The following is a 26,749-nucleotide window of genomic DNA, read 5'->3' as shown; positions in this document are numbered from 1 at the left end:
AAGTATCATTTTTTTCGATCTTTCAAATCATTACGGCGAATTTTTTATTTTTCTGTGACCTGTTCAAGATGGCGCCGTCACTCATGTTTTGGATGGAAACTTCATGAATATCAATTTTGCCTTTGCGTGCATGATCGTGGTCTCGTTTACGATTGCGCTGGTTCACGCCTGATGGCCTGCAGCAGGAGCCGGCCTGGGCTGGCTCCTGCCCAATGCATCGATCAGAATTTTTCCTGGATGTACTTGTATGGATAGTTCGGCTCCCGGTAGTTACCGGGGTCTTGCCGTTTGGGCAGTTTCACTTTTGCCCGCGGTACTTCCTTATAAGGAATGCTTTTCAGCACATCGCTGATGATGTTCAGCCGCGCCCGCCGCTTGTCATTGGAGTTGGCGACCCGCCAAGGGGCGAATTTGGTGTCGGTGTACTTGAACATGTCGTCCCGGGCACGGGAGTAGTCGTACCAACGGTTGTAGGACTTGAGGTCCATGGGTGACAGCTTCCAGATTTTGCGCCCGTCGGTGATACGTGCCTTGAGGCGACGGGTCTGTTCCTCCTCGCTCACTTCAAGCCAGTACTTGATCAGGATGATTCCCGATTCGACCAGTGCCTGTTCGACGCGCGGCGCCACGGTGAGAAACGTGCGCACCTGCTCTTCGCTGCAAAATCCCATGACCCGCTCGACCCCGGCGCGGTTGTACCAGCTGCGATCGAAGATCACCACTTCACCGGCCGCCGGCATGTGCGGCAGATAACGTTGCAAATACATCTGGCTTTTTTCCCGGTCGGTCGGTGCCGGCAACGCCATCACCCGGAACACTCGCGGACTGACCCGTTCGGTCAGTGCCTTGATGGTCCCGCCCTTGCCGGCGCCATCACGGCCCTCGAAGATGATGCAAATCTTCGCGCCCGTGTGCTGCACCCACTCCTGCAGCTTGACCAGCTCGACATGCAGCTTCGCCAGTTCCTCGAGATACACCTTGTTCTTGAGCTTGTCGCCTTCGACCGGTTTGCTTTTCGGTGCAGCCTTCTTCTTTGCCATGCCCGTTACCTCCTTCAATGCGTCACACAGCGTCCGGAGTGCGCCCGGCCGCGTTCATTCAGCCTCGACTGCGCTGGTAATGTTCAACCGCCTGCTCCAGGTTCAGGAACATGCGCGCTTCACCCAGCGTACGACCCAACGGTGCCTTGGTGACCATGTCCCATACGCCAGGGCTCATGCCCACCAGCCACAGTGAAATGCCTTTTTCCCGCAGTTGCTGTTCCGCCCCGGTGAGCATTTTCAGGGCGGTGTACTCCAGGTCGAACACGCTGCGCAGGTCCAGTATCACCACGCGGGGCCTTGCATCTTCGATCAGGGGTCGCATCTTCATGCCGATGCGCTGGGCGTTGGCGAAAAAAATCCGCCCTTCAGGCCGAAGCAACAGCAGCCCGTCAAAGTGTTCGTCATCGAGGTGTTCGGCGGACTGCGGCCGATACACATTGGTGCCAGGCTTGCGCCCGAGGACATGCACGGGCGGGTCCGAGACCTGATAGGCCAGGGCCAGCAACGAGACGATAATCGCCACGACGATCCCTTGCAGCGTGCCCAGCAACATCACGCCGATCATGGCCACTACGGCCCAGGCAAATTCGGTACGGCGAACCGACAGGATCTCGCGAAATTCCGCCGGCTCGATCAAGCCCACCGAATACACAATCACCACGGCTGCGAGCGTGGCATTGGGCATCAGGCCAATCAGCGGCGCCAGCAGCAGGCAAGTACCCAAAGCCAGTGCTGCGGTGACCAGTGCGGCCAGTTGCGAACGGGCACCGGCCAAACGGTTCACCGCCGTTTGAGTGGTCCCGCCACCCGCGACCATGGCCCCGAGAAATGCGCCGCCGATGTTGGCAACGCCAGTGGCCAGCAGCTCCCGATTCGGCTGTGGCACGGGCTCGTCACTGCGGGCGAACGCGCGCCCCGCCGCGATGGTTTCGGTGAAACTCATCAGCGCGATGCCCATCGCCGAAGGCCACAGGGTTGCGGCCAACGACCATACCGGCAGGGTCGGCGCGGGCAATCCGATCGGCACCAGGCCGACGGCGGACACACCAAAGCTCTCCAGGCCAAACAGGCTCATGGCGATTATGCCCAGCGCCACCGCAATCAAGGGTGCGGGCAGCCGCGGCGTAAAACGCTTCATGCCGACCAGCAGCAGTACCATGAACACACCGACCGCCACGGTGGGCAGCGAGGCATGACCGATGCTCTGAACCGTGGCCAGCAGATTGTGCAGGAAGCCACCTTTGTCGATGTGAGTACCGAGCAATTTTGGTAGCTGGTCGAGCACGATGACCACACCGATGCCGGCCTTGAAACCCACCAGTACCGGTTCGGAAATGAAATTGGCGACGAAACCCAGGCGCAGCAACCCCGCGACGATCAGGATCGCGCCCACCATCAGGGCCAGCGTGGCGGAAGCCGCGAGCAAGGTCGCCGCATCGCCATCGGGGCTGATCTGGCCCAACGCGGAGCCGGCGAGAATGGCCAGGGTGGTCGTGGTGCTGACACTGAGCGGGCGCGAGGTGCCGAGCACGGCATAGATCACCATCGGCACCAGCACCGTGTACAACCCGACCTGCACAGGCAGGCCGGCAATCGTGGCGTACGCCAGCGCCTTGGGAATGACCACGGCCGCTGCCGTCAGCCCGGCGACCACATCGCCTCGCAGCCAGTCGGGCCGATAGTTGCCGAGCCATTGCGGGATCAACAGGCTGCGCACGGTACCCCGCGGTGGAGTGCCTGGACTCCGCTCTTGCGGATGGCTGCCTTGTTGATTCATGAGTCACTCCAGTCGCCAATCGTCCCATGCGGATGATGAGTAGACTCAACTGACCGCACAATCCTTTAACTGCACGTGTAACCACTGCAAACCTTCATCGGCAGCGAAGCGCGTGTACCGGCAGGCAGTCCACGCAGGCTCGACCAGTTACAAATGTAGCCGGTTTGCGCGGCTACGCCGCCATATGACTGGCGAAGGGGACAGACGCCCCACCATCACCGGTCAAAAATGGAAAGCCTTATATGGACGACGTCATGAAAGCGATAAATGAGCTATACCGGCTAACTCCCCCCCATTGCAGTTCTTCAGCTCAGGAGTTTGGCAATGAAGCTCAAAACCTCACTGGCAGCACTCATGGTTGCGACAAGCCTGTTTGGCTGCACCACTTCATCGACCCACGGCGTGAACGTTACCCTGGTCGCCACCCGGCAAAACGCCGGTCAGATCGGCACCGTCACGTTGACCGACTGGGACAAGAAAACCGGGCTCAGTTTCTTCGTCAGCGGTGTTCCAACCGGGGTTATCCTGCCCTTGCGCCTTTACTCGTTCATCAATAACGGCACTTGCCAGCAACCCGGGTCAGTCGCCTATGCGATGAACGACACCGTCAACACCGAACGCCAAGCCGTACGCGGCTGGTCTTTTACCAGAACCGCGCCTGTGCCGTTGCAGACGTTGCTTGACGGCAAGTATTCGGTGGTCGTGCGCACGGCTGCGACCGATGGCAACGTCGATATTTTTTGCGGGGATATCAAGCCTGAAGTGCCGGCGAAATAGCCGCGACCCTTTCAGGCCAGCCCTCGGTACCGCTCGTGCCACCGGTTGTCCGGTGCGAGCGGTGGCGTCTGGTGAGTGCAAATGGGGCCGGTAGAAGCTGCGGTCACGAACCTGTCATTACTCATTGATAACGTCCTGGCGCTTTTGCGTGTCCGTGTAATGTCCGGCGATCAAATTCCAATTGCAAAAAAACCCGCCTTTCAGCGGGTTTTGGGCTTTTCAGAAACTGATGTCTACAACCGCGAACTCAATGGGATTTTTTCGAGGTCGACAGTCCGGCTTTACTCAAGCCTTTGGTGTTGTGATCACCTGGCGTCGAAGCCGAAATAGCCCTGGCCTTGGAGATGCCGCGAGTATCCTTGGAATGGGCGAGGCCTGAGGTCGTGGTGCCATGACCGTTGTCATCGTTGCGCTCACTACCGTAGTGGTTCCCGCTCAGGCCATGGTCGCGCACGGATTTGCCAGCATGGTCGCTGTCCAGCCCGTTGCCGCGGCCGTTACTGCCAGAGTGGCCTGTACCGGCGTGTCCGCCACCCATACCGCCGCCGTGGCCTGCGCCGTTTCCGCCACCATTTCCGCCGCCGTTTCCACCGCCGCCACCGCCGCCACCGCCACCGCCACCGCCACCGCCGTCCTTCGCGTATGCGGAACCCATGATCGACAGGCCATCAGGGAGTAACGGGGCGGCTGCAAGCATCATGGCGCATGACATTACAGCAACGAGACTCTTGTTTTTAAAAAGCATGATTGCTTCCGTAGGAGGTTGATATCGCGTGACGTATGACGCGATATCCCTCCAACAGTTCAAGCACTACGACAGACGGCTGGAGCACCTTGAGTCAGCGGGAAGACTACCTTCCACACTTTAATCAAACGCACCGTCGAGAATTTCATAGACAAGCCCGGTGGCCAGCGCAACCAGGATCAGATCCGTGCCGACTTGCTGCCATTCGTAGCCATCATAGTGGGGCAGCCGGCCGACCAGTCGGCCATCCAGTTTTTTCGCAATGCCGGGTGGAAGCGGCTTGCCTCGGGCAAGGTTCTTTTGAATACCCGGTGGCAGGTCAGGCCCGGGGCTCCAGTAGCCCGTATTCACGCCAATGATCTCGAGCACGCTACCACGGTTGATGCTCGGGCCGTTGCTCCAGTCCCCGCCGCCGGAATTCTTGTTCTTGTTGCCATGACCACCCTGGTTGCCATGATTGACCTTCCCGTTGCCCTGGCCGTTACCGGGATCGGCCAGCGCCGTCACCGAGCCGCTGATCAGGGTCAAACAGGTAATCGCTGCAATCAATGATCGAGACTTGTACATGAGTCGTTCCTTCGTGGTGGGGAAGATGCTCTGAAATTTAGACGCTATTGACGGTGTTGGTTCCATCAAGTCACCAACCGCCAAACCGTCTACGCTCATCCGATCGAAGCCTTGCAGGCGTTTGCCGAAGGATGGGGTTTGTCGATTCTACCTCGACCGCTTCTGGAACGAATTCGCCGGCAACCCCGCCAAGGTCGATGAAGGCATCCGCCAGCACTACGCCAAACTCTACGCCCGCCCCGGCGTCATGCACGCCGCCTTCACCCAGTTCCGCAGCATTCGTCAGGACGCCGTGGAAAACGAAGCGTCGATGGTCAAGAAACTGAGCATGCCGGTGCTGGCGGTCGGGGGTGAGAAATCCTTCGGCGCCAATGAAGCCATCGTGATGCGCAATGCGGCGGACAAGGTGACGGAAGTGGTGATTCCGGGGGCTGGGCACTGGTTGATGGAGGAAGCGCCGACGCAGACGATTGCCGCGATTCGAGGGTTTATGGCGCAGTGACGGCACATCCCTGACATCCGAAAAACATGTAGGAATTTACCCACCGTGGCGAGGGAGCTTGCTCCCGCTGGGCAGCGAAGCAGCCCTAATTCCTTGCAAACCATTTCCCAGGACACACCGCAGTGCCCGGTTTACGGCGGCAGAGCCGCCGAACTGGAGCAAGCTCCCTCCCCACAGGGGCTATTTGGCGTCCTACAGGCCGGTTGCAGCACCGGCAATCGATGCCTAATGTACGCCCGTCGCTGACTTGAATTGGCGATAGGGTTTCGCAGCCCTGTTGATACGTGTAGTAACCTTGCAGCTCACAAAACCACTGACGGACGCGTCTGCGGCCGTATTTCGTTTTATGGTGGCTGTGTGTGGGAGATCTTCGGGTCTGCCGGGTTCCTCGTATCCTCGGTCTGCGAACCCGCACATAGCTACCACCCCATTCGATTCGCAGCGACAGGGAGTAGTTCTTCTTACAGATACGAGGAAGTTTTACTTATGACTGCTAATAGTCCGCATCGCCGCTTCACCCCCATGAAACAAATCGCCACCAGCTACCCCGTCCTCCTCATCGACAGCGACGCGCCCCTGCGCGAACTTCACAACTGCGCCGCCGAGCGCCTCAACGCCGTCCTCCAATACCTCAACCTCATGGCCTGCACCAGCCTCCCCGACTACGCCGAAAACGACATCAACACGGTCACCAACATTTCGCGGATTCTGCTGCAGGATGTGCGGGATGTGTTTGGGGTGATTGAGTTGCGGGGGTTTGAGGTACCCAAGGAGAAATGACCAATTTTCAGCCGAAAAAAAACCGCATTACTGCGGTTTTTTTCGCCTCGATTTCAATCATCAGGTGAGTTTATCCAGTACGTAATGCATGAACCACGCTGGCTGGGTATCCGACACGATTGCAATGTCTTCCCCCTCGGTTATTTCGGCAATTTGGGCGAAGCCGGAGTCACCATCTTGAGAGTTATCAAAGATGTAAGCCCGGTTTGATAGCAGGATGGCATCAGAAAGATTCTCCAGAGATCGCTTGTAGCGCGATCGAATTTTGTCCGATGGTACATCGTGCCCACCTATCGAGGCCCGATAAGCGACCCGAGCCACATTGATTTCTGCATCCGCTGTAGCCACGTAGTACACATACACCCGATATCCCGCCAACCGCGCCTGCCGTAGCAACTCGACCTTGCTGATATCCGACATAACGGTTTCAAACGTGAAGCTGGAAAGCTCATCAATAAGTGATACACGGACAAAGTCCGAAAGCACCGAAGCGATATATGAATCTATCTGTCGTGACGGGAATACAAGGAGAGTACCTTCGATGGCTAAATCATCGATCTTGGCCAAAGACTCAGGGAATTTGGAAAGAAGGCTGCTGGTACGCAAAAACGGGATTGCGCGTCCTACAAATGCCTGGAGCTTGAATTGCGAAAAATCGAAGAACCCTGTTTCACGAATGCCTAACTCAATCGCATCAGGATTAATGTAGTTAACGAGCAGGTGAGCAGGGACTTTTGAGTTGAACGTACTCTTTCCGCTGCCATTGGGTCCCGCGAAGATTCTGACCCGTGGTGTACTCAAGCCTGGACCTGAGGAACAAAATCCCCATTCAGCGCTTTCTTGACCTTTATTCGAGTCCCGGATTTGATTGTGCCGTAGGTCTCAACCGATCGAAGCACTACAGATTCGGTATTGGAGACTTTCACCAACTGACCAGCGCGAACCACAAGGACAGACTCCCCCTTCGAAAGCGCAACATTGTAGGCATCGCGAAACGCCTTGGCTGCGATCGAGGGAATCATGGACTCCTGAGCGACAATTTGCGCTTCGGTCTTGGGTTGTTTCTCTTTTTTACGAGACATTTCTGACTCCGGTCTGCACTTGATACGTACAACCAATAATTAACATACATCTCCGAAAGCGTCGAGCAAGGCCATTTGCCTCATCAGAAGTTGGCCGGCGTGTTGGCACTGATAATCTCCGCCTCATCCGCCCCGATATTGCGAAACTTGTGCGGCAACGTCGTCGGGAAGTAGTAACCATCCCCGGCGTTCAGCACGCTCACCTGACCATCCACGGTCAATTCCACGGTACCCCGTGTCACCAACCCGCACTCCTCGCCTTCGGAATGCACGATCGGCTCTTCACCCGAACTGGCGCCCGGTGCGTATTGCTCGCGCAGCAAGCGCATCTGCCGGCTCGGCACGGACGCACCGATCAGCAGCAGGCGCAGGCCATGGCGGCCGAGGTCGGGCTGTTCGTTGGCGCGAAAGACGTACTGGTGTTCGCGCGGTGGCTGATCGAAGGTGAAGAAGTCGGCCAGGGACATGGGGATGCCCTCCAGCAATTTCTTCAGGGAGCTGACGGAAGGACTGACCCGATTCTGTTCGATCAGGGAGATGGTTGCATTGGTGACGCCGCTACGCCGGGCCAGCTCGCGCTGGGACATTTTGTAGCTTTCGCGTACTAGTTTGAGTCGTGAGCCCGTGTCCATGACAGCCTTATGTGCCAACCCGTAGGAGCGAGCTTGCTCGCGATTGCGATTTTAGCCGCAACATTGATGTTGATTGAACCGGCGCTATCGTCGGATCGCCGCCCGGAGCAAGCTCGCTCCTACAGGGATAATGGAGGGGTGGAGTGCAGGCGCGGATCACGCCGTTTTCCGGTCCCGGAAACGTGAAAGGCGGCTATTAAATCACGTTTGTTCGTAATGCTCAGCAGGTTCGATAAACGGCTGAAGAAAAGAACCGGCTGATGATAATTCTCAGTCAAGACACAAGACCTGTGGGAGCGAGCTTGCTCGCGATGGCGGCGGGTCAGTCAACATCAATGTCGAATGTCAGACCGCTATCGCGAGCAAGCTCGCTCCCACAAAGGACCGTGGTGTTTCAGGTGTTAAAAAGCCGGCAGCACCCTTTGGGCAGAAGCCACCGGCGAGGTAAAGCTTAGATGCCGAAACGGTCGCGCAGCGAGTAGTACACGGCGCCGAGGGCGGTCAATGGCGCCGAGAAGGTGCGCCCGCCGATCATCGGCATGTGCGGCAAGGATGCAAACGCGTCGAAACGCTCGGCGTCGCCACGGATCATTTCCGAGATCAGTTTGCCGGCCAGGTGCGAGCAGGTAACGCCGTGACCGCTGTAGCCCTGCATGTAATAGGCGTTTTTCTCGATACGACCGAATTGCGGCATGCGCGACATGGTCAGCAGGAAGTTGCCGGTCCAGCGGTAGTCGATCCTCACGTCCTTCAATTGCGGGAAGGTCTTGAGGATTTTCGGGCGGATCAGTTGTTCGATGTCGTCCGGTTCGCGCGCACCGTAGACCACGCCACCGCCGTACAGCAGGCGGTTGTCGGCGGTCAGGCGGTAGTAGTCGAGCAGGTAGTTGCAGTCTTCGACGCAGTAGTTGTTCTTGATCAGGCTGCGGGCCTGCTTTTCCGACAACGGCTCGGTGACGACGATCTGCGAACCGCACGGCATGCTCTTGCTGGTCACGCGGTTGTCGAGGCCTTGCGGCAGGTAGGCGTTACCGGCGATCAGCAGGTACTTGGCCCTCACCACACCTTTGGCGGTGCGCACGGTGATTGGCTCGCCGTAGGTGATTTCCACCGCCGCCGATTGCTCGTAGATCTTGCCGCCCAGGCCGATGATCGCCGAGGCTTCACCGAGTGCCAGGTTCAGCGGGTGAATGTGGCCGCCCTGCATGTCCAGCAGGCCGCCGACGTAGGCATCGGAACCGACTTCGCGCTTGATATCGGCCGCGTCGAGCATTTTCAGGTTCTTGTTGCCGTAGCGTTCCCAGCTTTTCTTCTGCTCGGCCAGGCCCTTGAGTTGCTTCTTGTTCATCGCCGCGAAGATACCGCCGGGACGGTAATCGCACTGGATGTCGTAGTGCTGTATGCGCTGACGAATGATGTCGGCGCCTTCGAAAATCATGCTGCCGAGGACTTCGGCGGTCTTGTCGCCGTAGCGCTCTTCGATGACATCGACGTCGCGACTATAAGAGTTGACCAATTGGCCGCCGTTGCGACCACTGGCGCCGAAGCCGACCTTGGCCGCTTCGAGTACGGTCACGCTGTAGCCCGCTTCAGCGAGGAACAGGGCCGAGGACAGGCCGGTGTAGCCGGCGCCGATCACGCAGACGTCGCAGTCCACCGCGCCTTCCAGCACCGGGAAATCGCCGGTGAAGTTGCGGGTGGCGGCGTAGTAGCTGTTTACATGAGTTTGTTTATCAGAGCTTTGTTTCATAGGTTTCTCCGAGGGTCGCCGGCAGCGTGCCGGTGACCGCCGTTTAAAAGGTGTCAGAGCTTGATCCAGGTCGCTTTGAGTTCGGTGTACTTGTCGAACGCGTGCAGCGATTTGTCCCGACCGTTACCCGACTGCTTGAACCCGCCGAACGGCGCGGTCATGTCGCCGCCGTCGTACTGGTTGACCCAGACACTGCCGGCACGCAGGCCACGGGCGAAGGTGTGGGCCTTGCTCAGGTTGCTGGTCCAGACGCCGGCGGCCAGGCCGAAGATGCTGTCGTTGGCAATCGCCAGGGCTTCATCGAAGGTGTCGAAGGTGATGACCGACAGCACCGGGCCGAAGATTTCTTCCCGGGCGATGGTCATGGCGTTGGTCACGCCGTCGAAAATTGCCGGTTCGAGGTACAGGCCACCGGTGTCCTCGAGGGTGCGGCTGCCGCCGGCGATCAGTTGACCGCCCTGCTGCTTGCCGACTTCGATGTAGCGCAATACGTTTTCCAGCTGACGCTGGTCGACCACCGCGCCAACGGTCGTCGCAGGATCGAGTGCGTGGCCCGGTTTCCAGGCTTGCAGGGCTTCCACCAGCAATGGAATGAACTGCTCGCGAATCGAACGCTCCACCAGCAGGCGCGAACCGGCGGTGCAGACTTCGCCCTGGTTGAAAGCAATGGCACCGGCCGCGGCTTGTGCGGCGACGCGCAGATCCGGCGCGTCGGCGAACACCACGTTGGCGCTCTTGCCACCGGCTTCGGCCCAAACGCGTTTCATGTTGCTCTGCCCGGCGTACACCATCAGCTGCTTGGCAATCGCCGTGGAGCCGGTGAAGGCCAGCACGTCGACGTCCATGTGCAACGCCAGCGCCTTGCCCACGGTGTGGCCGTAGCCCGGCAGGACGTTGAACACGCCTTTCGGGATGCCCGCTTCCAGTCCAAGCTGCGCGATGCGGATCGCGGTCAGCGGGGATTTTTCCGAAGGCTTGAGGATGAACGAGTTGCCCATCGCCAGGGCCGGGGCGAATTTCCAGCTGGCCATGATCAGCGGGAAGTTCCACGGCACGATGGCCGCGACCACGCCGGCCGCTTCGCGCGTCACTAGACCAAGCTGATCGTGGGGCGTGGCGGCGACTTCGTCGTAGAGCTTGTCGATGGCCTCGGCGGTCCAGCGGATCGCGTTGGCGGTCGCTGGAATGTCGATGCTCATCGAATCGCTGATCGGCTTGCCCATGTCGAGGGTTTCGAGCAGGGCCAGTTCTTCCTGGTTCGCCAGGATCAGATCAGCGAAGCGGATCAGGATGCGCTTGCGCTCGGCCGGGGCCAGGTTGGCCCACACGCCGGATTCGAAGGTACGGCGTGCGACGGCGACTGCGGCGTTGGCGTCGGCTTCGTCGGTGCTGGCGACGTTCGCCAGGAAGCGACCGTCCACGGGGCTTACGCATTCGAACGTGGCGCCACTGGCGGCCGCGCAGTATTGGCCGTCAATGAATGCGCGACCTTCGATAGAGAGGGACTGGAAGCGTTGCTCCCAGTCGCTGCGAGTGTTTGTCATGGTTGTGACTCGACGCAGGGGAATAAGAATCTGAAAAAAACCGCAATCCCTGTGGGAGCGAGCTTGCTCGCGATAGCGGTGGAACAGTCACTATTAATGTTGAATGTGACGGCCTCATCGCGAGCAAGCTCGCTCCCACAGGGGTTGGCGGCGCACACAGGATTTGTGTGCACCTCCAACGCCATCAAACGGTATGCAAGTACCAGTTGTACTCAAGGTCCGAGATGGAGTTCTCGAACTCGGCCAGCTCGCTTTCCTTGCATGCCACGAACACGTCGATGTACAGCGGGTCGATGTACTTGGCCATGACTTCGCTGTCGTCCAGCTCGCGCAGGGCATCGCGCAGGTTGTTCGGCAGGCTCTGCTCGTTTTGCTCGTAGCTGTTGCCTTCCACCGGGGCGCCCGGTTCGATCTGGTTGGTCAGGCCGTGGTGCACGCCCGCCAATACCGAAGCCATCAGCAGGTACGGGTTGGCATCGGCGCCCGCTACGCGGTGCTCGATGCGCACCGAGTCTGGCGAACCGGTCGGTACACGCACGGCCACGGTGCGGTTGTCGATGCCCCAGCTCGGCGAGTTCGGCACGTAGAACTGTGCGCCGAAACGACGGTACGAGTTGACGTTCGGGCAAAGGAACGCCATCTGCGCCGGCAGGGTCTCGAGCACACCGCCGATCGCGTGACGCAGCGCGGCGTTCTGCTCGGGATCCTCGCTGGCAAAGATGTTGTTGCCTTCTTTATCGAGAATCGAAATGTGCACGTGCAGACCGTTGCCCGCCTGGCCCGGATACGGCTTGGCCATGAAGGTGGTGTCCATCTCATGGTCGTAGGCGATGTTCTTCACCAGACGCTTGAGCAGGACGGCGTAGTCGCAAGCCTTTATAGGGTCAGCCACGTGATGCAGGTTGACTTCGAACTGCGCCGGGGCGCTTTCCTTGACGATGGCGTCGGCCGGGATGCCCTGCTCTTTCGCGCCTTCGAGGATGTCTTGCAGGCAATCGACGTATTCGTCGAGGTCGTCGATCAGGTACACCTGGGTCGACATCGGACGCTTGCCGGACACCGGCGAACGTGGCGATTGCGGACGACCGTTCACATTGTCCTGGTCGATCAGGTAGAACTCCAGTTCGAACGCGGCGCAGATGGTGAGGCCCATGTCGTCGAACTTGCGCACGATATTGGCCAGCACTTCACGCGGGTCGGCGAAGAATGGCTCGCCTTCGAGTTCGTGCATGGTCATCAGCAGTTGCGCAGTCGGGCGCTTCTGCCAGGGTTCGATGCTGAGAGTGCCCGGGATCGGGAAACAGATTCGGTCTGAGTCGCCGATGTCCAGGCCCAGGCCCGTGCTTTCCACCGTAGAACCGTTGATGTCCAGAGCAAACAGTGACGCCGGCAGGTTGATGCCTTTTTCGTAAACCTTATGAAGACTGGTGCGCTCGATGCGCTTGCCGCGCACCACACCGTTCATATCCGCAATCAGAAGGTCGACGTACAAAACCTCAGGATATTTCTTAAGGAATGCGTTTGCTTCGTTGAGTTGAACGGCACGCAGAGGGACCGACATGATGCACCTATTTTTTAGCTGTTAATTATTATGTTCACTACCCTTTCACGAACCCAGTCAACCCGAACGACAAAGTGAAGTCAATAGCGAACACTCAGCCTTTAAGCGTTTATTTTCGGGCCTCAAAGAAGGACGAGAGTGCCAGATGCACCCTCAAACACGCGTAAACCCTGAACATTGGACGCGCAGCGTTTAGAATTTTTTACATGAGAGTTGTTAATTAAAATCAACAAGGCTAAGCTCCAGAAAAGCTCGTTCAAGTGTGAAACTTCGAGGTGATAAAAATGGCACTCAAGCCATTGATCGGCGTTACTGCATGCGTCAAACAGATTGGCCTGCACCCTTACCACATCAGCGGTGACAAGTACTTGCGTGCTGTCAGCGTTGCGGCGCTGGGGCTGCCTGTCGTTATTCCTTCCTTAGGCGACCTGACCGAAATCGATGACCTGCTGCCGCAGCTCGACGGTCTGTTGCTGACCGGCTCGCCGTCGAACGTGGAACCCTTCCACTATCAAGGCCCCGACAGCGCCCCCGGTACGGATCATGATCCGGCGCGGGATGCCACCACCCTTCCCCTGATCCGCGCCGCTATTGCAGCGGGCGTGCCGGTCCTCGGCATCTGCCGTGGTTTCCAGGAAATGAACGTGGCGTTCGGTGGCAGCCTGCATCAGAAAGTCCATGAACTGCCTGGCTTCCTCGACCATCGCGAGGCCGACCATCCGGACCTGGCCGTGCAATACGCACCCGCCCATGGGGTGAATGTGCAGCCCGGCGGTGTGTTCGAAGCGCTGGAGCTGCCTGCGGTGTTCCAGGTCAACTCGATTCACAGCCAGGGCATCGACCGCCTCGCGTCCGGCCTGCGCGCCGAAGCCGTTGCGCCCGATGGCCTGATCGAGGCGATCTCGGTCGAGCACAGCAAGGCCTTCGCCCTCGGCGTGCAATGGCACCCGGAATGGCAAGTGCTGGATAACCCTCCTTACTTGAGTATTTTCCAGGCGTTCGGCGAAGCCTGCCGGCAACGGGCGGCACTGCGTCACTCGCGCTGACGACCTGATACCCACATTCAACGATTAACTGCCCAACGCGAGCGGGCAGGCGCTTGTGCGTGCCCCGCTGGCGAAAACAACACACTGCAATAACAACAAGTACGACCAGGCAGCCAGGATGGCGGCGCCGAATAAGCCCGAGAGGTATGGGTGAGTTCGATCAGCAAACGCAAATCCCTGTGGGAGCGAGCTTGCTCGCGATAGCGGTGTGTCAGGCGACATCAATGTCGATTGTGCCGGCCTCATCGCGAGCAAGCTCGCTCCCACAGGGTCTGTGTTCTGACCGAAGTCCCCGATACGGGTTTGCAATCCACTATTAAGCCGGGCCGTGTTGGCCTGGCGACTGAAACCTGTTGGGAGTTTCACATGGCAAACGCCTCCAGCATCTACAGGAAGGCTCTTGAAGGTCACCAGGCACCGAAAAAGGTGTTGGTGAAAGTCGATCGCGTCACCAAGAAGTTCGACGAAACCACCGCGGTGGACGATGTGTCCCTGGAAATCCACCAGGGTGAAATCTTCGCCCTGCTCGGCGGTTCCGGCTCCGGCAAATCGACCCTGCTGCGCATGCTCGCCGGTTTCGAGCGCCCGACCGAAGGCCGGATTCTGCTCGACGGTGTCGACATCACCGACATGCCGCCGTACGAACGACCGATCAACATGATGTTCCAGTCCTACGCGCTGTTCCCGCACATGACGGTGGCGCAGAACATCGCCTTCGGCCTCAAGCAGGACCGTTTGCCAGCGGCCGAAATCGAAGCCCGCGTGCAGGAAATGCTGCGCCTGGTGCACATGACCCAGTACGCCAAGCGCAAGCCACATCAACTGTCCGGCGGCCAACGTCAGCGCGTGGCCCTGGCCCGTTCCCTGGCCAAGCGTCCGAAACTGCTGCTGCTCGACGAGCCGATGGGCGCACTGGATAAAAAGCTGCGTTCGCAGATGCAGCTTGAGCTTGTCGAGATCATTGAGCGCGTCGGCGTGACCTGCGTGATGGTGACCCACGACCAGGAAGAGGCCATGACCATGGCCGAACGCATCGCGATCATGCACCTGGGCTGGATCGCCCAGATCGGCAGCCCGGTCGACATTTATGAAGCACCGGTCAGCCGCATGGTCTGCGAATTCATCGGCAACGTGAACGCCTTCGACGGCACCGTGGTTGAAGACCTGGAAGGTCACGCGATCATCCACAGCCCGGACCTTGCGCAGAAGATCTACGTCGGCCACGGCGTCAGCACCTCGGTGCAGGACAAGTCGATCACCTACGCGATCCGCCCGGAAAAACTGCTGGTCAGCACCGTCAAGCCCGAGCACCGCTACAACTGGTCCAGCGGCAAGGTGCATGACATCGCCTACCTCGGCGGCCACTCGGTGTTCTACGTCGAGTTGCCTGGCGGCAAGATCGTCCAGTCGTTCATGGCCAACGCCGAACGCCGTGGTGCGCGTCCGACCTGGGACGATCAGGTCTACGTGTGGTGGGAAGACGACAGCGGCGTGGTACTGCGCGCATGAAAACCTTCAATCAGCAATTTCTGAGACTGGTCCCCAGCGGGCGCAAGTTCGTCATCGGGATTCCATTCGTCTGGCTGTTCCTGTTCTTCATGCTGCCGTTCTTTTTGGTGATGAAGATCAGTTTTTCGGAAGCAGCGCTGGCCATTCCGCCCTACTCGGAGATCTACACCTTCGCCGAGCAGAAATTTCAACTGCTGTTGAACCTCGGTAACTACAGCCTGCTGACCCAGGACGAACTGTACATCTCGGCGTACCTCGGCTCGTTGAAAGTAGCGCTGCTCAGCACGATGATGTGCCTGGTGATCGGTTTCCCGATGGCCTACGCGATCACCAAGGCCAGCAAGGAAGCGCAAAACGTCCTGCTGCTGTTGATCATGATGCCGACCTGGACCGCGATCCTGATCCGCGTTTACGCGTGGATGGGCATCCTCAGCAACAACGGTTTGCTCAACGCATTCTTGATGTGGACCGGGCTGACCTCGGCGCCGATCGAGATCCTCAACACCAACACCGCCGTCTACATCGGGGTCGTTTACGCCTACCTGCCGTTCATGGTGTTGCCGCTGTACGCCAACCTGGTGAAGCACGATGGCAGCCTGCTGGAAGCCGCGTCGGATCTGGGCTCGAGCAATTTCAACAACTTCTGGAAAATCACTGTGCCGTTGGCCAAGAACGGGATCATCGCAGGCTGCATGCTGGTGTTCATTCCGGTGGTTGGTGAGTTCGTGATTCCGGAACTGCTGGGCGGCCCGGAAACCCTGATGATCGGCCGTGTGTTGTGGCAAGAGTTCTTCAACAACCGCGACTGGCCGGTGGCGTCTGCCCTGGCGGTGGTGATGCTGTTGATCCTGATTGTGCCGATTCTGCTGTTCAACCGCAGCCAGGCCAAAGAGATGGAGGCACGGGGATGAAACGCTTCGGATTTTCAAAGTTCATGCTGATTTTCGGCCTGTCGTTTATCTACCTGCCGATGCTGATTCTGGTGATTTACTCGTTCAACGCCTCGAAACTGGTGACGGTGTGGGGTGGCTGGTCGATCAAGTGGTACACCGGCTTGCTCGACAACTCGCAACTGATGGGTTCGGTGGTGCGCTCGCTGGAAATCGCCTGCTACACCGCCGTCGCAGCAGTCGCACTAGGGACGTTAGCCGCGTTCGTCCTGACCCGCGTCACCCGTTTCAAGGGTCGCACCCTGTTCGGTGGCCTGGTCACCGCGCCGCTGGTGATGCCTGAGGTGATCACCGGTCTGTCGCTGTTGCTGCTGTTCGTGGCCATGGCGCAGTTGATCGGCTGGCCGCAGGAACGCGGCATCGTCACCATCTGGATCGCCCACACCACGTTTTGTGCGGCCTACGTGGCGGTGGTAGTCTCCGCCCGCCTTCGCGAGCTGGACCTGTCCATCGAAGAAGCGGCTATGGACCTGGGCGCCAAGCCTTTCAAAGTGTTTTTCCTGATTACCATTCCGATGATCGCGCCGTCACTGGCGGCCGGCGGCATGATGTCGTTCGCCCTGTCGCTGGATGACCTGGTGCTGGCGAGCTTCGTGTCCGGTCCGGGTTCCACGACCCTGCCGATGGAAGTGTTCTCGGCGGTGCGCCTTGGGGTTAAGCCCGAGATCAACGCCGTGGCCAGCCTGATCCTGCTGGCGGTATCGATCGTGACGTTTATGGTCTGGTACTTCAGCCGCCGTGCCGAAGCCACCCGCAAGCGCGCGATCCAGGAAGCCATGGACCAGACCGCCAGCGAATCCTGGCAGCAACCTGAAAAGAAAATGGCAGGAGCGACGGCCTAGTGCCGCCCCCCCTGTAGGAGCGAGCTTGCTCGCGATGGACGTAAACGATGACGTGGGCTGTCTGAATTAACGCGACGTCCTTGTGTTTTTCGTCGGAACGCCGCCCGGAGCAAGCTCGCTCCTACAAAGGAGCGCTCACGCCACAAATGTTTGCTATGTGTTTTTGAATAAAAAAGAAATGGAGTTGTACCGATGAAAATGTTTGGCAGGACTCTGCTGACACTGTCCTTATTGGGCGCAATCGCCACTGGCGCCCAGGCCAATGACAAGGTTCTGCGCGTCTATAACTGGTCGGATTACATTGGCCCGGATACCGTCAGGAAGTTCGAGGACGAGACTGGCATCCAGGTGACCTACGATGTCTTCGACAGCAACGAAACCCTTGAAGCGCGCCTGCTGGCGGGCAAATCAGGCTACGACATCGTCGTGCCGTCCAACAGTTTCCTGGCCAAGCAGATCAAGGCCGGCGTCTATCAGGAACTGGACAAGTCGAAGCTTGCGAACTGGAAAAACCTCAACCCGGTGCTGCTGAAAAATGCCTCGGCGAGCGATCCCGATAACGCCCACGCCATTCCGTACATGTGGGGCTCGATCGGCATCGGCTTCAACCCGCAGAAGGTCAAGGAAGTGCTCGGCGCCAACGCCCCGACCAACTCCTGGGATCTGCTGTTCAAACCGGAAAACGCCGAGAAGCTCAAAGCCTGCGGCATCAGCTTCCTCGATTCACCGACTGAAATGATCCCGACCGCCCTGCACTACCTGGGCTACCCGGTGAACGATCAGGACAAACAGCACATCGCCGAAGCCGAGGCGCTGTTCATGAAGATTCGCCCGAACGTGGCGTACTTCCATTCCTCGAAATACATCTCGGACCTGGCCAACGGCAACATCTGCGTGGCCGTCGGTTACTCCGGCGACGTGCTGCAGGCCAAGGCCCGCGCCCAGGAAGCCGGGGACAAGGTGAAGATCGACTACAGCATCCCGAAAGAAGGCGCCGCCAGTTTCTACGACATGCTCGCCATCCCCCGCGATGCCGCCAACGTCGAGAACGCTTACCTGTTCATGAACTTCCTGATGCGCCCCGACGTGATCGCCGACATCACCAACAACATCGGCTACAGCAACGCGAACGCTGCGGCCACGCCGTTGGTGGATGAAGCCATCCGTAACGATCCGGGCTCCTACCCGCCACAAGCGGTGATGGCCACGCTCTATGCCGTGCCGGACCAGCCGATTGCCATCCAGCGGATCATGACCCGTGGCTGGACCAAGGTGAAGTTGGGCCAGTAGTTCACTCAATTGATCTACTGAGTCTGACATTGCCATCGCGAGCAAGCTCGCTCCCACAGGTACCGCATGTACCTTGAAGTTCGCGCTGTCCCTGTGGGAGCGAGCTTGCTCGCGATGAGGCCAGTACATCCAGCACACATTTCAGCTTTACCCATTTCCGTTCACGCAGCGCCTTACCACCGCTGCCTCTCCTGCAGTAGAACGGCCTCACCTGGCTCCCTCGGTTCAGGTGAAGTTTGGCGCCCTCGGGCGCCTTTTTTATGGGCGATCAAAATCAATCAACGGCCATTCGGCCAGCGCCCGATAACGGCCCTTGTGGGATTCGAACAGGGTGAATCGGTCGGCACGCAGGAAGAATTCCGGTGCGGTCGTGGACTCCGGCACCGGCGCCCGATACTGCCGTGCCAGGGTCAGGTGCGGACGATATTCCCTTGGTGCTTCCTCCAGCCCGAACGGCAACATCGCCTGTTCCAGGGCATACACCAGGCGCAGCAATGCCGGGGGCGCCTGCTGCGGCGCGAGCACCAGCGCCCCTGCCCTGCGCCACACGTCCAGCCGATCCAGCACCACCGTCAAGCGCTCGCCCGGTGTACGGATGGACGCCGCAGCGGTGCAGAGCTCGGCGATCTGCGCCACACCCACCGCCCCCAAAAACTTCAGCGTCAGGTGAAAGTTTTCCGTCGGCACCGGCCGTCCGTTGCGCAGTTGCAGCGCACTGCGCCACTGGGCGATCTCCCGGCGCATGGCCGGGGCACAGTTCAGCGCAAAGAACAGGCGTTTGAACGGCTCGCGGGATTCGTCGTTCATGCCGGACACCTCCTGGATAAGACTGCCTGAGTGTACTCAACAGCCGCGTTCCGGCCAGCGCATTTCTGGCGCCGTGGGGCAGGCGCGTTATAGTTCCAGGGGGCGTTCTCAATTAGTTTTCCCGCCGCGCCGGGTCTGCTGTTGTGCAGGGCAAGGCGCGAGAAGCGTGGTTTGGTCATTCCAAATAAGCTTCGAGCAACGCAGCCCTGCACAACAGCAGGCCCGGCCCTTCGGGTTGTGCCTTAAAGCGGGCCAGGCTGCGTTGCAGGCCTTGGAAAGGGAACAACCATTCCCAGCGGCCTGCGCCTTGCCTGGCCCGCTTTAAGGCAACAACGCGACGGGAAAACTAATTGAGAACGCCCCCTAGCATCCCGAAAAACCGGAGGGGGCCATGCGACAGATCATCAGCAAGGAACCATGGTGGGCCAGACCGCCCGAGCCCGGCCAGGATGAACTCAAGCTGGAATGGGGCTGGCTGGTGCATTACAGCGAAGGCGAGCCGCGCTTCGAGTTCATCCGCGAGCGGCCGACGGACGACGAGATCCGCCAGCGCAAGAGTTGCAGGATCACCCCGACGCCGGAGTGATCCCGCGGCCGGCGTCAGACTTTGAGGAGCACTTCAAACCCGCCATACACGAGGCGCTGACCGTCAAACGGCATCGGATTGACGTTTGGCTGCATGCGCGGGTCCTGCATCATCTTGTCCATCCCGGCATTGCGGGTGGCCTTGTCCGGCCAGATGATCCAGCCAAAAGCCACGGTTTCGCCGTCCTTGAGTTTCACCGCCATCGGGAACGAGGTGACCTTGCCTTGCGGCACGTCTTCGCCCCAGCATTCGACCACGCTCAAGGCACCGTTTTCCTTGAAGATCGAGGCGGCGATTTCGGCGTGTTTGATGTATTGCTCACGGTTGGCGGTGGGTACGGCAGCGATAAAACCATCGACGTAAGACATGCGTTTTTCTCCTTCGGTCATGGGGTGTGCTGCTGGGTAGTCGATTGCGCTGGCGTCCGATCGACAGTGCCGGTGCTCAAACCGACCGGCGGTGCAGTGCGTTCCGCCAGGCTGCCTTCGATCTGCGCCGCCATGTAAAGCGTGCAGGCCATGACGCCGCTGGTCGGGCTCTGCACCAGTTTGGTCCAGGCCTTGTCGAAGGTATTGCCCAGGCTACGGCGAATCAGCGCCTCGCTATCGGGCCGGTCAAAGGCCTGGATGAATGCGCGAATGCCAGCCACCCCTAGCGTGATCAAGCCACCGGCCAGTTTCCCGGTCGCTGCGGCCACGGCGCTGGCGGCCCCGCGCGGGGCCATTTCGGCTTCCATCCGCCGGCTGGCGCGCCTGGCCACCGGCGCCATCGCGGTGTCGGTCGAGCCCACCCCCTTGTCGCCACCGGCCTTATGGACTTTGTCGATCAGCGCGGCGAAGGCCGGCAAGGAGTTCAGCGGTTCGGTGTGCACGACCTGGTACAACGAGGCGTCCCTCGTCGGCGGAGGCCCAAGGGCGATGGCCGGGACTTTCTGGATGCGCCCGTTGAGCTGGGCCATCGGCACGCCGTGGCGGTTGGAGATTTTCTGCAGTTCTTCCTTGAGGATGTCGACATAGAACGCCGCTGCCAGGCCGAGAATCGCATCGGGATCGATTTCCACGGCCGCCGGGGCCAGGACCTTATCCTGATAGGCTTCAAGCAGGTACGCCGCCAGGCGTTTTTCCACGGCGTCCTGCTCACCCTTGGCGCTGATGGTGTACCAGCTGACCTTCATCGACAGCCATTCCTGGGTCCAGTAACTGCTGAACCACGGAATGAAATTCTGTTCGGTCAATTCATAGACCCGTGTGCGCCAGTAATCCATGGCGCCGCGGGCGTAGATTTTGCTCTGCTCGGTGGCCGCCTGCGACGCGATGACGATCTCCCGGTCCACTTGTTGCCAGGTGCTGGCAGGAACGATTACCGGTGCCACTTCCACCGGCGCGCGCACAGATGTGGCACACCCCGCCAACACCACCAGCACGGCAATGATCAGCGAACGCAGGTTCAAGATGGCGGCTTCCTGAAGTTGGCACCGGGCGAAATGCCCGACACGCAAAACTTTCGGTTTAAGTATAGGTGGCGATGTCCCGGAGCCCGCGAAAGGGCCCGCATCAACAGCGAAAAAACCGCCATCACTTGCATCGATAATCACCATCGCCGCGATTGCCTTCCGTTTGATGGCCGTCAGCGTAGGATCGATCCCAAGCCAACACGAAACCCCGAATCGGAGGGGGACATCATGCTGATCCATCTGCTGACCTGCCTGGCTCTGACGGCTTTCACATTGTGCGTATTTTCCTGGTACGTCCTGAGCGAGGAGCAAACATCATGATTCACACCGTCACCCTCGCCGTGCGTTTTCCGGTGTTCGGCAACAATTTCTACGCGCAGAAATTCGAGTCGCGTAAAGAGTTGACTCTGCTGTTCGACGAGAAGTTCGAGGCATTGCTGATCCCGGCAGCCGATCATCACTTCAGCAACGAAGTGGTCGGATTCAATGATCAGTTCCGTTTTTTGAATGACGTGCTGGTCGAGCATCTGCTGGATATCGAGCTGGTAAAAGGCTCGACCCGTTCGTTCGGGTTCTGACAGCGACCGCCGGTCGCCTGGGCTCACAACGTTCGCTGGCTATTGCCAATCCCCTTGGCAATATCGATCCCCCAATCCATCGCCGCTTCCATGTCCAGCATGTGCGGCCGTGGGTCGTGGTTTTCATCGATGGCCGAGCCGTCCGGCCGATAGACACCGATGAACATGCCCAACGAACCGTCCTTCAATATCTCGGCCTTGACCTTGATGTTGCATCCGTTCGATAGCGTTTCCTTGTGTTCCATATGGCGCTCGGTCATGACTGCATTGCTCCCCTGACTGAATTCAAACCCTACTGGCCATGCTAGCTCAGCCCTCCGAAATGCGCCGATTGGCAGGACCGGAGGCTTGCCCTGACAGCGGCGCAATGCCACCTATACTGAAGTCCACCTCCCCCCCAGGGGATCTGCACGTCCAACAATAAAAAGCAGAGGTGGAACATGGTCTGGCAGCAAGTCTACGATCCGTTCGGTAACCCGGTGCTTTCAACGCTCATGGCGGCTGTGCCGGTGGTGGTGATGCTGGCGTCCCTCGCGTTTTTCCATGTCAAGGCACACCTGGCGGCGTTGCTCGCCCTGACCTCGGCCTTGCTGATCGCGATCTTCGCCTTCGGCATGCCGGCGAACATGGCGGGGTCGGCTGCGCTGTTCGGTGCAGCCAACGGTCTGCTGCCGATTGGCTGGATTGTGTTGAACATCATCTTCCTGCACCGCCTGACCACCGAGAACGGTTCGTTCAAAGTGTTGCAAGACTCCCTGGCGCGCATCACCGATGACCGACGCCTGCAATTGCTCCTGATCGCTTTCTGCTTCGGTGCGTTTTTCGAAGGCGCGGCCGGTTTCGGTACGCCGGTGGCGGTGACCGGGGCGATTCTGATCGGGCTGGGCTTTTCGCCGCTTGCCGCTTCGGGGCTGGCGCTGATCGCCAACACTGCCCCCGTGGCGTTCGGTGCCCTCGGCACGCCGATCATCACCCTGGCCAAGGTCACCGGGCTGGATGAAATGGAGCTGTCGATGATGGTCGGCCGACAGTTGCCCTTTTTCTCGGTGCTGGTGCCGTTCTGGCTGATCTGGGCCTTTGCCGGCTGGCGCAAGATGCTGGAAATCTGGCCGGCGATCCTGGTGGCCGGGGTCAGTTTTGCCGTGCCGCAGTTCCTGGTTTCCAACTATCACGGGCCGATGCTGGTGGATGTGATCGCCGCGCTGATTTCCATGGCCTGCCTGACCGGCTTTCTCAGGGTGTGGAAACCGGCCACCGTGCACACCTCCGCGGCGCTGTCCGGCCGGGTCGACAATTCGAAGATCGACGCCGAGCACGACGAGAAACCCGTACCCACTGCAACCTTCGCCAACGAAGCGAAGCCGGCAGTGATGCGCGCGTGGATGCCGTGGATCATCCTGACGATCTTCGTATTCATCTGGGGCACCCAGGGCTTCAAGAACACCTTCGACACCCGCCCTGCCATCGACCCGCAAACCAGTGCTGCCAAGCTCGATCCTCAAGGTAAACCGCTGCGCGAGGCGAACCCGCTGTTTGCGCCGGTCGTGACCTTCACCACCCTGCACTTGCAGGTCGAGAAAGTCCCGCCAGTGGTACCCGCGCCGAAAACCGAAGAGGCGGTGTACAAGTTCACCTGGTTCACCGCCACCGGCAGCGGCATTCTGCTGGCGGCGATTGTCGGCGGTTTGCTGATGGGTTACTCGATCCCGCAACTGATTCGCCAGTACCTGCGCACCCTGTGGGTGGTGCGTTACTCGCTGATCACCATTGCGGCGATGCTCGCGCTGGGCTTCCTCACGCGCTACTCGGGCCTGGATGCGACCATGGGCCTGGCCTTCGCCGCGACGGGCATCTTCTATCCGATGTTCGGTACCTTGCTCGGCTGGCTCGGCGTGGCGTTGACCGGTTCGGACACGGCGTCCAACGTACTGTTCGGCGGCTTGCAACGGGTGACGTCCGAGCAGTTGGGCATCAGCCCGGTGTTGATGGCCGCCGCCAACAGTTCCGGTGGGGTCATGGGCAAGATGGTCGACGCCCAGTCGATCGTGGTTGCCTCCACGGCCACCCGCTGGTACGGCCATGAAGGAGAAATCCTGCGCTACGTGTTCTTCCACTCGATTGTGCTGGCGATCCTGGTTGGCGGGCTGGTGTCGTTGCAGGCCTACGTCGCGCCGTTCAGCCATATGGTGGTGGGTGGGCACTGAATCGAATACACGCGTAATCCTGCTCAAACCTGATCACTGTGGGAGCGAGCTTGCTCCCACAGTGGACGGTGGTACGTCGAGCAGACAACGATCTCATGGACAGCGGAGCCTGACGGGCCAATGATGAAAGTCAGTGGCCTCCAGCGGGAGTCATGAATCGATGAACATTCTCTACGATGAGCGCGTTGACGGCGCCTTGCCCGACGTCGACAGACAGGCGCTGTTGCACGCCCTGAAAACCCGGTTGCCGAATCTGGAAATCCTGCATCAGCAGGAGGAACTCAGGCCCTACGAATGCGACGGACTGTCGGCCTATCGCACCACGCCGATGCTGGTGGTGTTGCCCCGATATATCGACGAAGTGCAAGGGGTGCTGCGCGTCTGCCATGAGCTGCACGTCCCCGTGGTGGCCCGTGGCGCGGGCACCGGTTTGTCCGGCGGGGCGCTGCCCCTGGAGAAAGGCGTGCTGCTGGTGATGGTGCGCTTCAACAACATCCTGAGCATCGACCCCGCCGCCCGTACCGCACGGGTTCAGCCCGGTGTGCGCAATCTGGCGATTTCCCAGGCGGCGGCACCGTTCGGCCTGTATTACGCGCCGGATCCGTCCTCGCAGATCGCTTGCTCCATCGGCGGTAACGTCGCGGAAAATGCCGGTGGCGTGCATTGCCTGAAGTACGGCCTGACGGTCCACAACGTGCTCAAGGTCGACATCCTTACCGTCGATGGCGAGCATTTGAGCCTGGGCTCCAATGCCCTCGACTCTCCCGGTTTCGACCTGCTGGCGCTGTTCACTGGCTCCGAAGGCCTGCTCGGGGTGATCACCGAAGTCACGGTCAAACTGCTGCCCAAACCGCAGACCGCCAAAGTGCTGCTGGCTGCGTTCGATTCCGTGGAAAAAGCCGGGCGCGCAGTCGGCGACATCATCGCCGCCGGCATCATCCCCGGTGGCCTGGAAATGATGGACAACCTGGCCATCCGCGCCGCCGAGGACTTCATCCACGCCGGTTATCCGGTGGACGCCCAGGCCATTCTGCTGTGCGAACTCGATGGCGTTGAAGCCGATGTCTGCGATGACTGCGACCGGGTGCGCCAGGTGCTGCAACAGGCCGGCGCCATCGAGTTGCGCCAGGCGAAAGACGAAGCCGAGCGCGTGCGTTTCTGGGCCGGGCGCAAGAATGCCTTCCCGGCGGTGGGCCGCCTCTCCCCGGACTACTACTGCATGGACGGCACCATCCCCCGTCGCGAACTGCCCGGCGTACTGCACGCCATCGCCGAACTCTCGAACGAATACGGCCTGCGGGTGGCCAACGTGTTCCATGCCGGCGACGGCAACATGCATCCGTTGATTCTGTTCGACGCCAATCAACCCGGTGAACTCGATCGCGCCGAAGCCCTGGGCGGCAGGATTCTGGAGTTGTGCGTGAAAGTCGGCGGCAGCATCACCGGTGAACACGGCGTGGGCCGCGAGAAGATCAACCAGATGTGCGCACAGTTCAACAGCGATGAACTGACCCTGTTCCATGCCATCAAGGCCGCCTTCGACCCGAGCGGCCTGCTCAACCCCGGCAAGAACATCCCGACCCTGCACCGCTGCGCCGAATTCGGTGCCATGCACATACATGGCGGTCAATTGCCCTTCCCTGAGCTGGAGCGTTTCTGATGCGCAGCCCTGAAGATTTCGATGACAGCCAGTCACTGCTGGAACAGGTCAATCAGGCGCTGGAAAACGCCACGCCGTTGCGCATCCAGGGTTCCAACAGCAAAGCCTTTCTCGGCCGCACCACGGCCGGGGAAATTCTCGACACCCGCTCGCACCGGGGCATCGTCAGTTACGACCCGACTGAACTGGTGATCACCGCCCGTTGCGGCACACCGTTGTCGCAACTGACGCAGGTGCTGGACGCCGCGCAACAGATGCTGCCCTGCGAACCGCCGGCCTTTGGCGACGGCGCCACCGTCGGCGGCATGATCGCCTGCGGGCTGTCCGGGCCACGACGCCCGTGGGTCGGTTCGGTGCGGGACTTCATTCTTGGCACGCGGGTGATCACAGGGCAAGGCAAGCTGTTGCGCTTCGGTGGCGAAGTGATGAAAAACGTCGCCGGCTACGACCTGTCACGCCTGATGGCCGGCAGTTATGGCTGCCTCGGGCTGATCTCCGAAGTTTCCCTCAAAGTGCTGCCCAAACCCCGGCAAGCCTTAAGCATCAGCCTGGAAATGGACCCTGAACGCGCCTTGCTGCGTCTGGCGGAATGGGGCCAGCAGCCGTTGCCGATCAGCGCGGCTTGTCACGACGGCTCACGCCTGCACCTGCGGCTTGAGGGCGGTGAAGGTTCGGTGGCAGCGGCCCACGAGCGCCTCGGAGGCGAACGGCTGGAGGCTTGCTGGTGGGACGATCTCAATGAACAGCGCTTGAGTTTCTTCGATGAAGACCAACCGCTTTGGCGCCTGTCCTTGCCGAACAACACGCCGCTCCTGTCGCTGCCGGGGCGTCAGTTGATCGACTGGGGGGGCGCCCAGCGCTGGCTGAAATCCGATGCCGAAGCAGCGTACATCCGCCAGGTCGTCGACGAGGTCGGCGGCCATGTCACCTGCTTCAGCCACGGCCTGACCGACAGCCCCTTCCATCCACTGCCCCCGGCGCTGATGCGTTATCACCGCAACCTCAAACAACAACTCGATCCACGGGGCATCTTCAACCCCGGACGCCTGTACGCGGAGCTTTGA

The 26,749-nt window shown here is 59.9% G+C and carries 26 protein-coding genes and 1 pseudogene; 13 read left to right on the top strand and 14 right to left on the bottom strand.

Translation table 11 applies throughout. The annotated features are described in order from the left end of the window. Positions 1-221: 221 nt before the first annotated feature. Positions 222-1,040: a polyphosphate kinase 2 gene (gene ppk2 / locus AC1DXW_RS09185; RefSeq protein WP_477759957.1), complete on the bottom strand. Its 819-nt coding sequence runs from the start codon at positions 1,038-1,040 to the stop codon at positions 222-224. A gap of 58 nt (positions 1,041-1,098) precedes the next feature. Further along, the gene (locus tag AC1DXW_RS09180; RefSeq protein WP_477756326.1) at positions 1,099-2,820 is read right to left on the bottom strand and encodes a SulP family inorganic anion transporter; all 1,722 of its coding nucleotides are present in this window, start codon (positions 2,818-2,820) and stop codon (positions 1,099-1,101) included. Between the two features lie 324 nt (positions 2,821-3,144). On the opposite strand from AC1DXW_RS09180, the gene AC1DXW_RS09175 reads away from it, so the two are divergent. Beyond that, a complete protein-coding gene (locus AC1DXW_RS09175; RefSeq protein ID WP_477756327.1) occupies positions 3,145-3,597 on the top strand; it encodes a hypothetical protein in 453 nt (150 codons plus the stop codon). 247 nt (positions 3,598-3,844) lie between these two features. On the opposite strand, the gene AC1DXW_RS09170 is transcribed toward AC1DXW_RS09175, so the two are convergent. Both AC1DXW_RS09170 and AC1DXW_RS09165 read right to left on the bottom strand, forming a co-directional pair. Further along, complete coding sequence (locus tag AC1DXW_RS09170; RefSeq protein ID WP_477756328.1) at positions 3,845-4,342, bottom strand: hypothetical protein; 498 nt, start codon at positions 4,340-4,342, stop codon at positions 3,845-3,847. A gap of 120 nt (positions 4,343-4,462) precedes the next feature. Next, entirely contained in the window at positions 4,463-4,909 is a 447-nt protein-coding gene (locus tag AC1DXW_RS09165; protein WP_108232172.1) for an anti-virulence regulator CigR family protein, read from the bottom strand. A 142-nt stretch (positions 4,910-5,051) separates the two neighbouring features. On the opposite strand from AC1DXW_RS09165, the pseudogene AC1DXW_RS09160 reads away from it, so the two are divergent. Both AC1DXW_RS09160 and AC1DXW_RS09155 read left to right on the top strand, forming a co-directional pair. After that, positions 5,052-5,411 (top strand): annotated as a pseudogene (locus AC1DXW_RS09160) (alpha/beta fold hydrolase); the annotation flags it as partial. A gap of 486 nt (positions 5,412-5,897) precedes the next feature. Next, positions 5,898-6,191, top strand: a complete 294-nt coding sequence (locus tag AC1DXW_RS09155; protein WP_477756591.1) for a fructose-bisphosphate aldolase — start codon at positions 5,898-5,900, stop codon at positions 6,189-6,191. A gap of 60 nt (positions 6,192-6,251) precedes the next feature. Here AC1DXW_RS09155 and AC1DXW_RS09150 read toward each other — a convergent pair whose 3' ends face one another. From AC1DXW_RS09150 to AC1DXW_RS09125, 6 genes are all read right to left on the bottom strand, one after another. Then, positions 6,252-6,992, bottom strand: coding sequence for an ATPase (locus AC1DXW_RS09150; RefSeq protein ID WP_477756592.1), 741 nt, complete (start codon positions 6,990-6,992; stop codon positions 6,252-6,254). After that, entirely contained in the window at positions 6,989-7,273 is a 285-nt protein-coding gene (locus tag AC1DXW_RS09145) for a hypothetical protein (protein WP_477756593.1), read from the bottom strand. Before AC1DXW_RS09145 ends, AC1DXW_RS09150 begins: the two co-directional genes overlap by 4 nt. An 83-nt stretch (positions 7,274-7,356) precedes the next feature. Continuing rightward, positions 7,357-7,905, bottom strand: a complete 549-nt coding sequence (locus tag AC1DXW_RS09140) for a cupin domain-containing protein (protein WP_108216007.1) — start codon at positions 7,903-7,905, stop codon at positions 7,357-7,359. A 451-nt stretch (positions 7,906-8,356) separates the two neighbouring features. Then, complete coding sequence (locus AC1DXW_RS09135; protein ID WP_477759956.1) at positions 8,357-9,655, bottom strand: NAD(P)/FAD-dependent oxidoreductase; 1,299 nt, start codon at positions 9,653-9,655, stop codon at positions 8,357-8,359. A 53-nt stretch (positions 9,656-9,708) separates the two neighbouring features. Then, a complete protein-coding gene (locus AC1DXW_RS09130; RefSeq protein WP_477755347.1) occupies positions 9,709-11,199 on the bottom strand; it encodes an aldehyde dehydrogenase in 1,491 nt (496 codons plus the stop codon). Positions 11,200-11,383: 184 nt separating this feature from the next. Continuing rightward, positions 11,384-12,760: a glutamine synthetase family protein gene (locus tag AC1DXW_RS09125; RefSeq protein WP_223456650.1), complete on the bottom strand. Its 1,377-nt coding sequence runs from the start codon at positions 12,758-12,760 to the stop codon at positions 11,384-11,386. Positions 12,761-13,044: 284 nt separating this feature from the next. Here AC1DXW_RS09125 and AC1DXW_RS09120 point away from each other — a divergent pair, with 284 nt between their 5' ends. The 5 genes from AC1DXW_RS09120 (at position 13,045) to AC1DXW_RS09100 (ending at position 18,397) form a co-directional block, all read left to right on the top strand. Further along, positions 13,045-13,806 (top strand): gamma-glutamyl-gamma-aminobutyrate hydrolase family protein, encoded by a 762-nt coding sequence (locus AC1DXW_RS09120; RefSeq protein ID WP_477755346.1) that lies wholly within the window; start codon positions 13,045-13,047, stop codon positions 13,804-13,806. A gap of 366 nt (positions 13,807-14,172) precedes the next feature. After that, positions 14,173-15,315: a polyamine ABC transporter ATP-binding protein gene (potA, locus tag AC1DXW_RS09115; protein ID WP_477755345.1), complete on the top strand. Its 1,143-nt coding sequence runs from the start codon at positions 14,173-14,175 to the stop codon at positions 15,313-15,315. After that, a complete protein-coding gene (locus tag AC1DXW_RS09110; RefSeq protein WP_477755344.1) occupies positions 15,312-16,226 on the top strand; it encodes an ABC transporter permease subunit in 915 nt (304 codons plus the stop codon). The genes potA and AC1DXW_RS09110 overlap by 4 nt, the downstream gene beginning before the upstream one ends. Further along, positions 16,223-17,107 carry an ABC transporter permease subunit gene (locus AC1DXW_RS09105; RefSeq protein WP_477755343.1) on the top strand — a complete coding sequence of 295 codons (885 nt, stop codon included), beginning with the start codon at positions 16,223-16,225 and terminating at the stop codon, positions 17,105-17,107. Before AC1DXW_RS09110 ends, AC1DXW_RS09105 begins: the two co-directional genes overlap by 4 nt. Before the next feature lie 192 nt (positions 17,108-17,299). Beyond that, the gene (locus AC1DXW_RS09100; protein ID WP_477755342.1) at positions 17,300-18,397 is read left to right on the top strand and encodes a polyamine ABC transporter substrate-binding protein; all 1,098 of its coding nucleotides are present in this window, start codon (positions 17,300-17,302) and stop codon (positions 18,395-18,397) included. 258 nt (positions 18,398-18,655) lie between these two features. Here the strand turns inward: AC1DXW_RS09100 and thpR are convergent, their stop codons facing one another. Beyond that, the gene (thpR, locus tag AC1DXW_RS09095) at positions 18,656-19,204 is read right to left on the bottom strand and encodes an RNA 2',3'-cyclic phosphodiesterase (protein ID WP_477755341.1); all 549 of its coding nucleotides are present in this window, start codon (positions 19,202-19,204) and stop codon (positions 18,656-18,658) included. A 391-nt stretch (positions 19,205-19,595) separates the two neighbouring features. On the opposite strand from thpR, the gene AC1DXW_RS09090 reads away from it, so the two are divergent. Further along, complete coding sequence (locus AC1DXW_RS09090) at positions 19,596-19,790, top strand: hypothetical protein (RefSeq protein ID WP_056727280.1); 195 nt, start codon at positions 19,596-19,598, stop codon at positions 19,788-19,790. Between the two features lie 14 nt (positions 19,791-19,804). Here the strand turns inward: AC1DXW_RS09090 and AC1DXW_RS09085 are convergent, their stop codons facing one another. Together AC1DXW_RS09085 and AC1DXW_RS09080 are read right to left on the bottom strand one after the other, a co-directional pair. Continuing rightward, positions 19,805-20,158, bottom strand: a complete 354-nt coding sequence (locus AC1DXW_RS09085; RefSeq protein ID WP_477755866.1) for a DUF1428 domain-containing protein — start codon at positions 20,156-20,158, stop codon at positions 19,805-19,807. Between the two features lie 17 nt (positions 20,159-20,175). Next, on the bottom strand, positions 20,176-21,240 hold the full coding sequence (locus AC1DXW_RS09080) for a hypothetical protein (protein ID WP_477755865.1): 1,065 nt from the start codon (positions 21,238-21,240) through the stop codon (positions 20,176-20,178). A 320-nt stretch (positions 21,241-21,560) separates the two neighbouring features. On the opposite strand from AC1DXW_RS09080, the gene AC1DXW_RS09075 reads away from it, so the two are divergent. Then, positions 21,561-21,821: a hypothetical protein gene (locus tag AC1DXW_RS09075; RefSeq protein WP_477755864.1), complete on the top strand. Its 261-nt coding sequence runs from the start codon at positions 21,561-21,563 to the stop codon at positions 21,819-21,821. A gap of 23 nt (positions 21,822-21,844) precedes the next feature. On the opposite strand, the gene AC1DXW_RS09070 is transcribed toward AC1DXW_RS09075, so the two are convergent. Then, complete coding sequence (locus AC1DXW_RS09070) at positions 21,845-22,081, bottom strand: hypothetical protein (protein ID WP_090456183.1); 237 nt, start codon at positions 22,079-22,081, stop codon at positions 21,845-21,847. A gap of 180 nt (positions 22,082-22,261) precedes the next feature. Here AC1DXW_RS09070 and AC1DXW_RS09065 point away from each other — a divergent pair, with 180 nt between their 5' ends. The 3 genes from AC1DXW_RS09065 to glcE all read left to right on the top strand — a co-directional run bounded on the left by AC1DXW_RS09065 (position 22,262) and on the right by glcE (position 26,749). After that, the gene (locus AC1DXW_RS09065) at positions 22,262-24,025 is read left to right on the top strand and encodes an L-lactate permease (RefSeq protein WP_477759955.1); all 1,764 of its coding nucleotides are present in this window, start codon (positions 22,262-22,264) and stop codon (positions 24,023-24,025) included. A 160-nt stretch (positions 24,026-24,185) separates the two neighbouring features. Continuing rightward, the gene (gene glcD, locus AC1DXW_RS09060; protein WP_477755862.1) at positions 24,186-25,685 is read left to right on the top strand and encodes a glycolate oxidase subunit GlcD; all 1,500 of its coding nucleotides are present in this window, start codon (positions 24,186-24,188) and stop codon (positions 25,683-25,685) included. Then, on the top strand, positions 25,685-26,749 hold the full coding sequence (gene glcE / locus AC1DXW_RS09055) for a glycolate oxidase subunit GlcE (RefSeq protein WP_477755861.1): 1,065 nt from the start codon (positions 25,685-25,687) through the stop codon (positions 26,747-26,749). The genes glcD and glcE overlap by 1 nt, the downstream gene beginning before the upstream one ends.

This window comes from Pseudomonas sp. P4_C4 (assembly GCF_056402055.1).
Note: the sequence above shows the minus strand (reverse complement) of the source record. Positions and strands in the feature narration are given on the sequence as shown.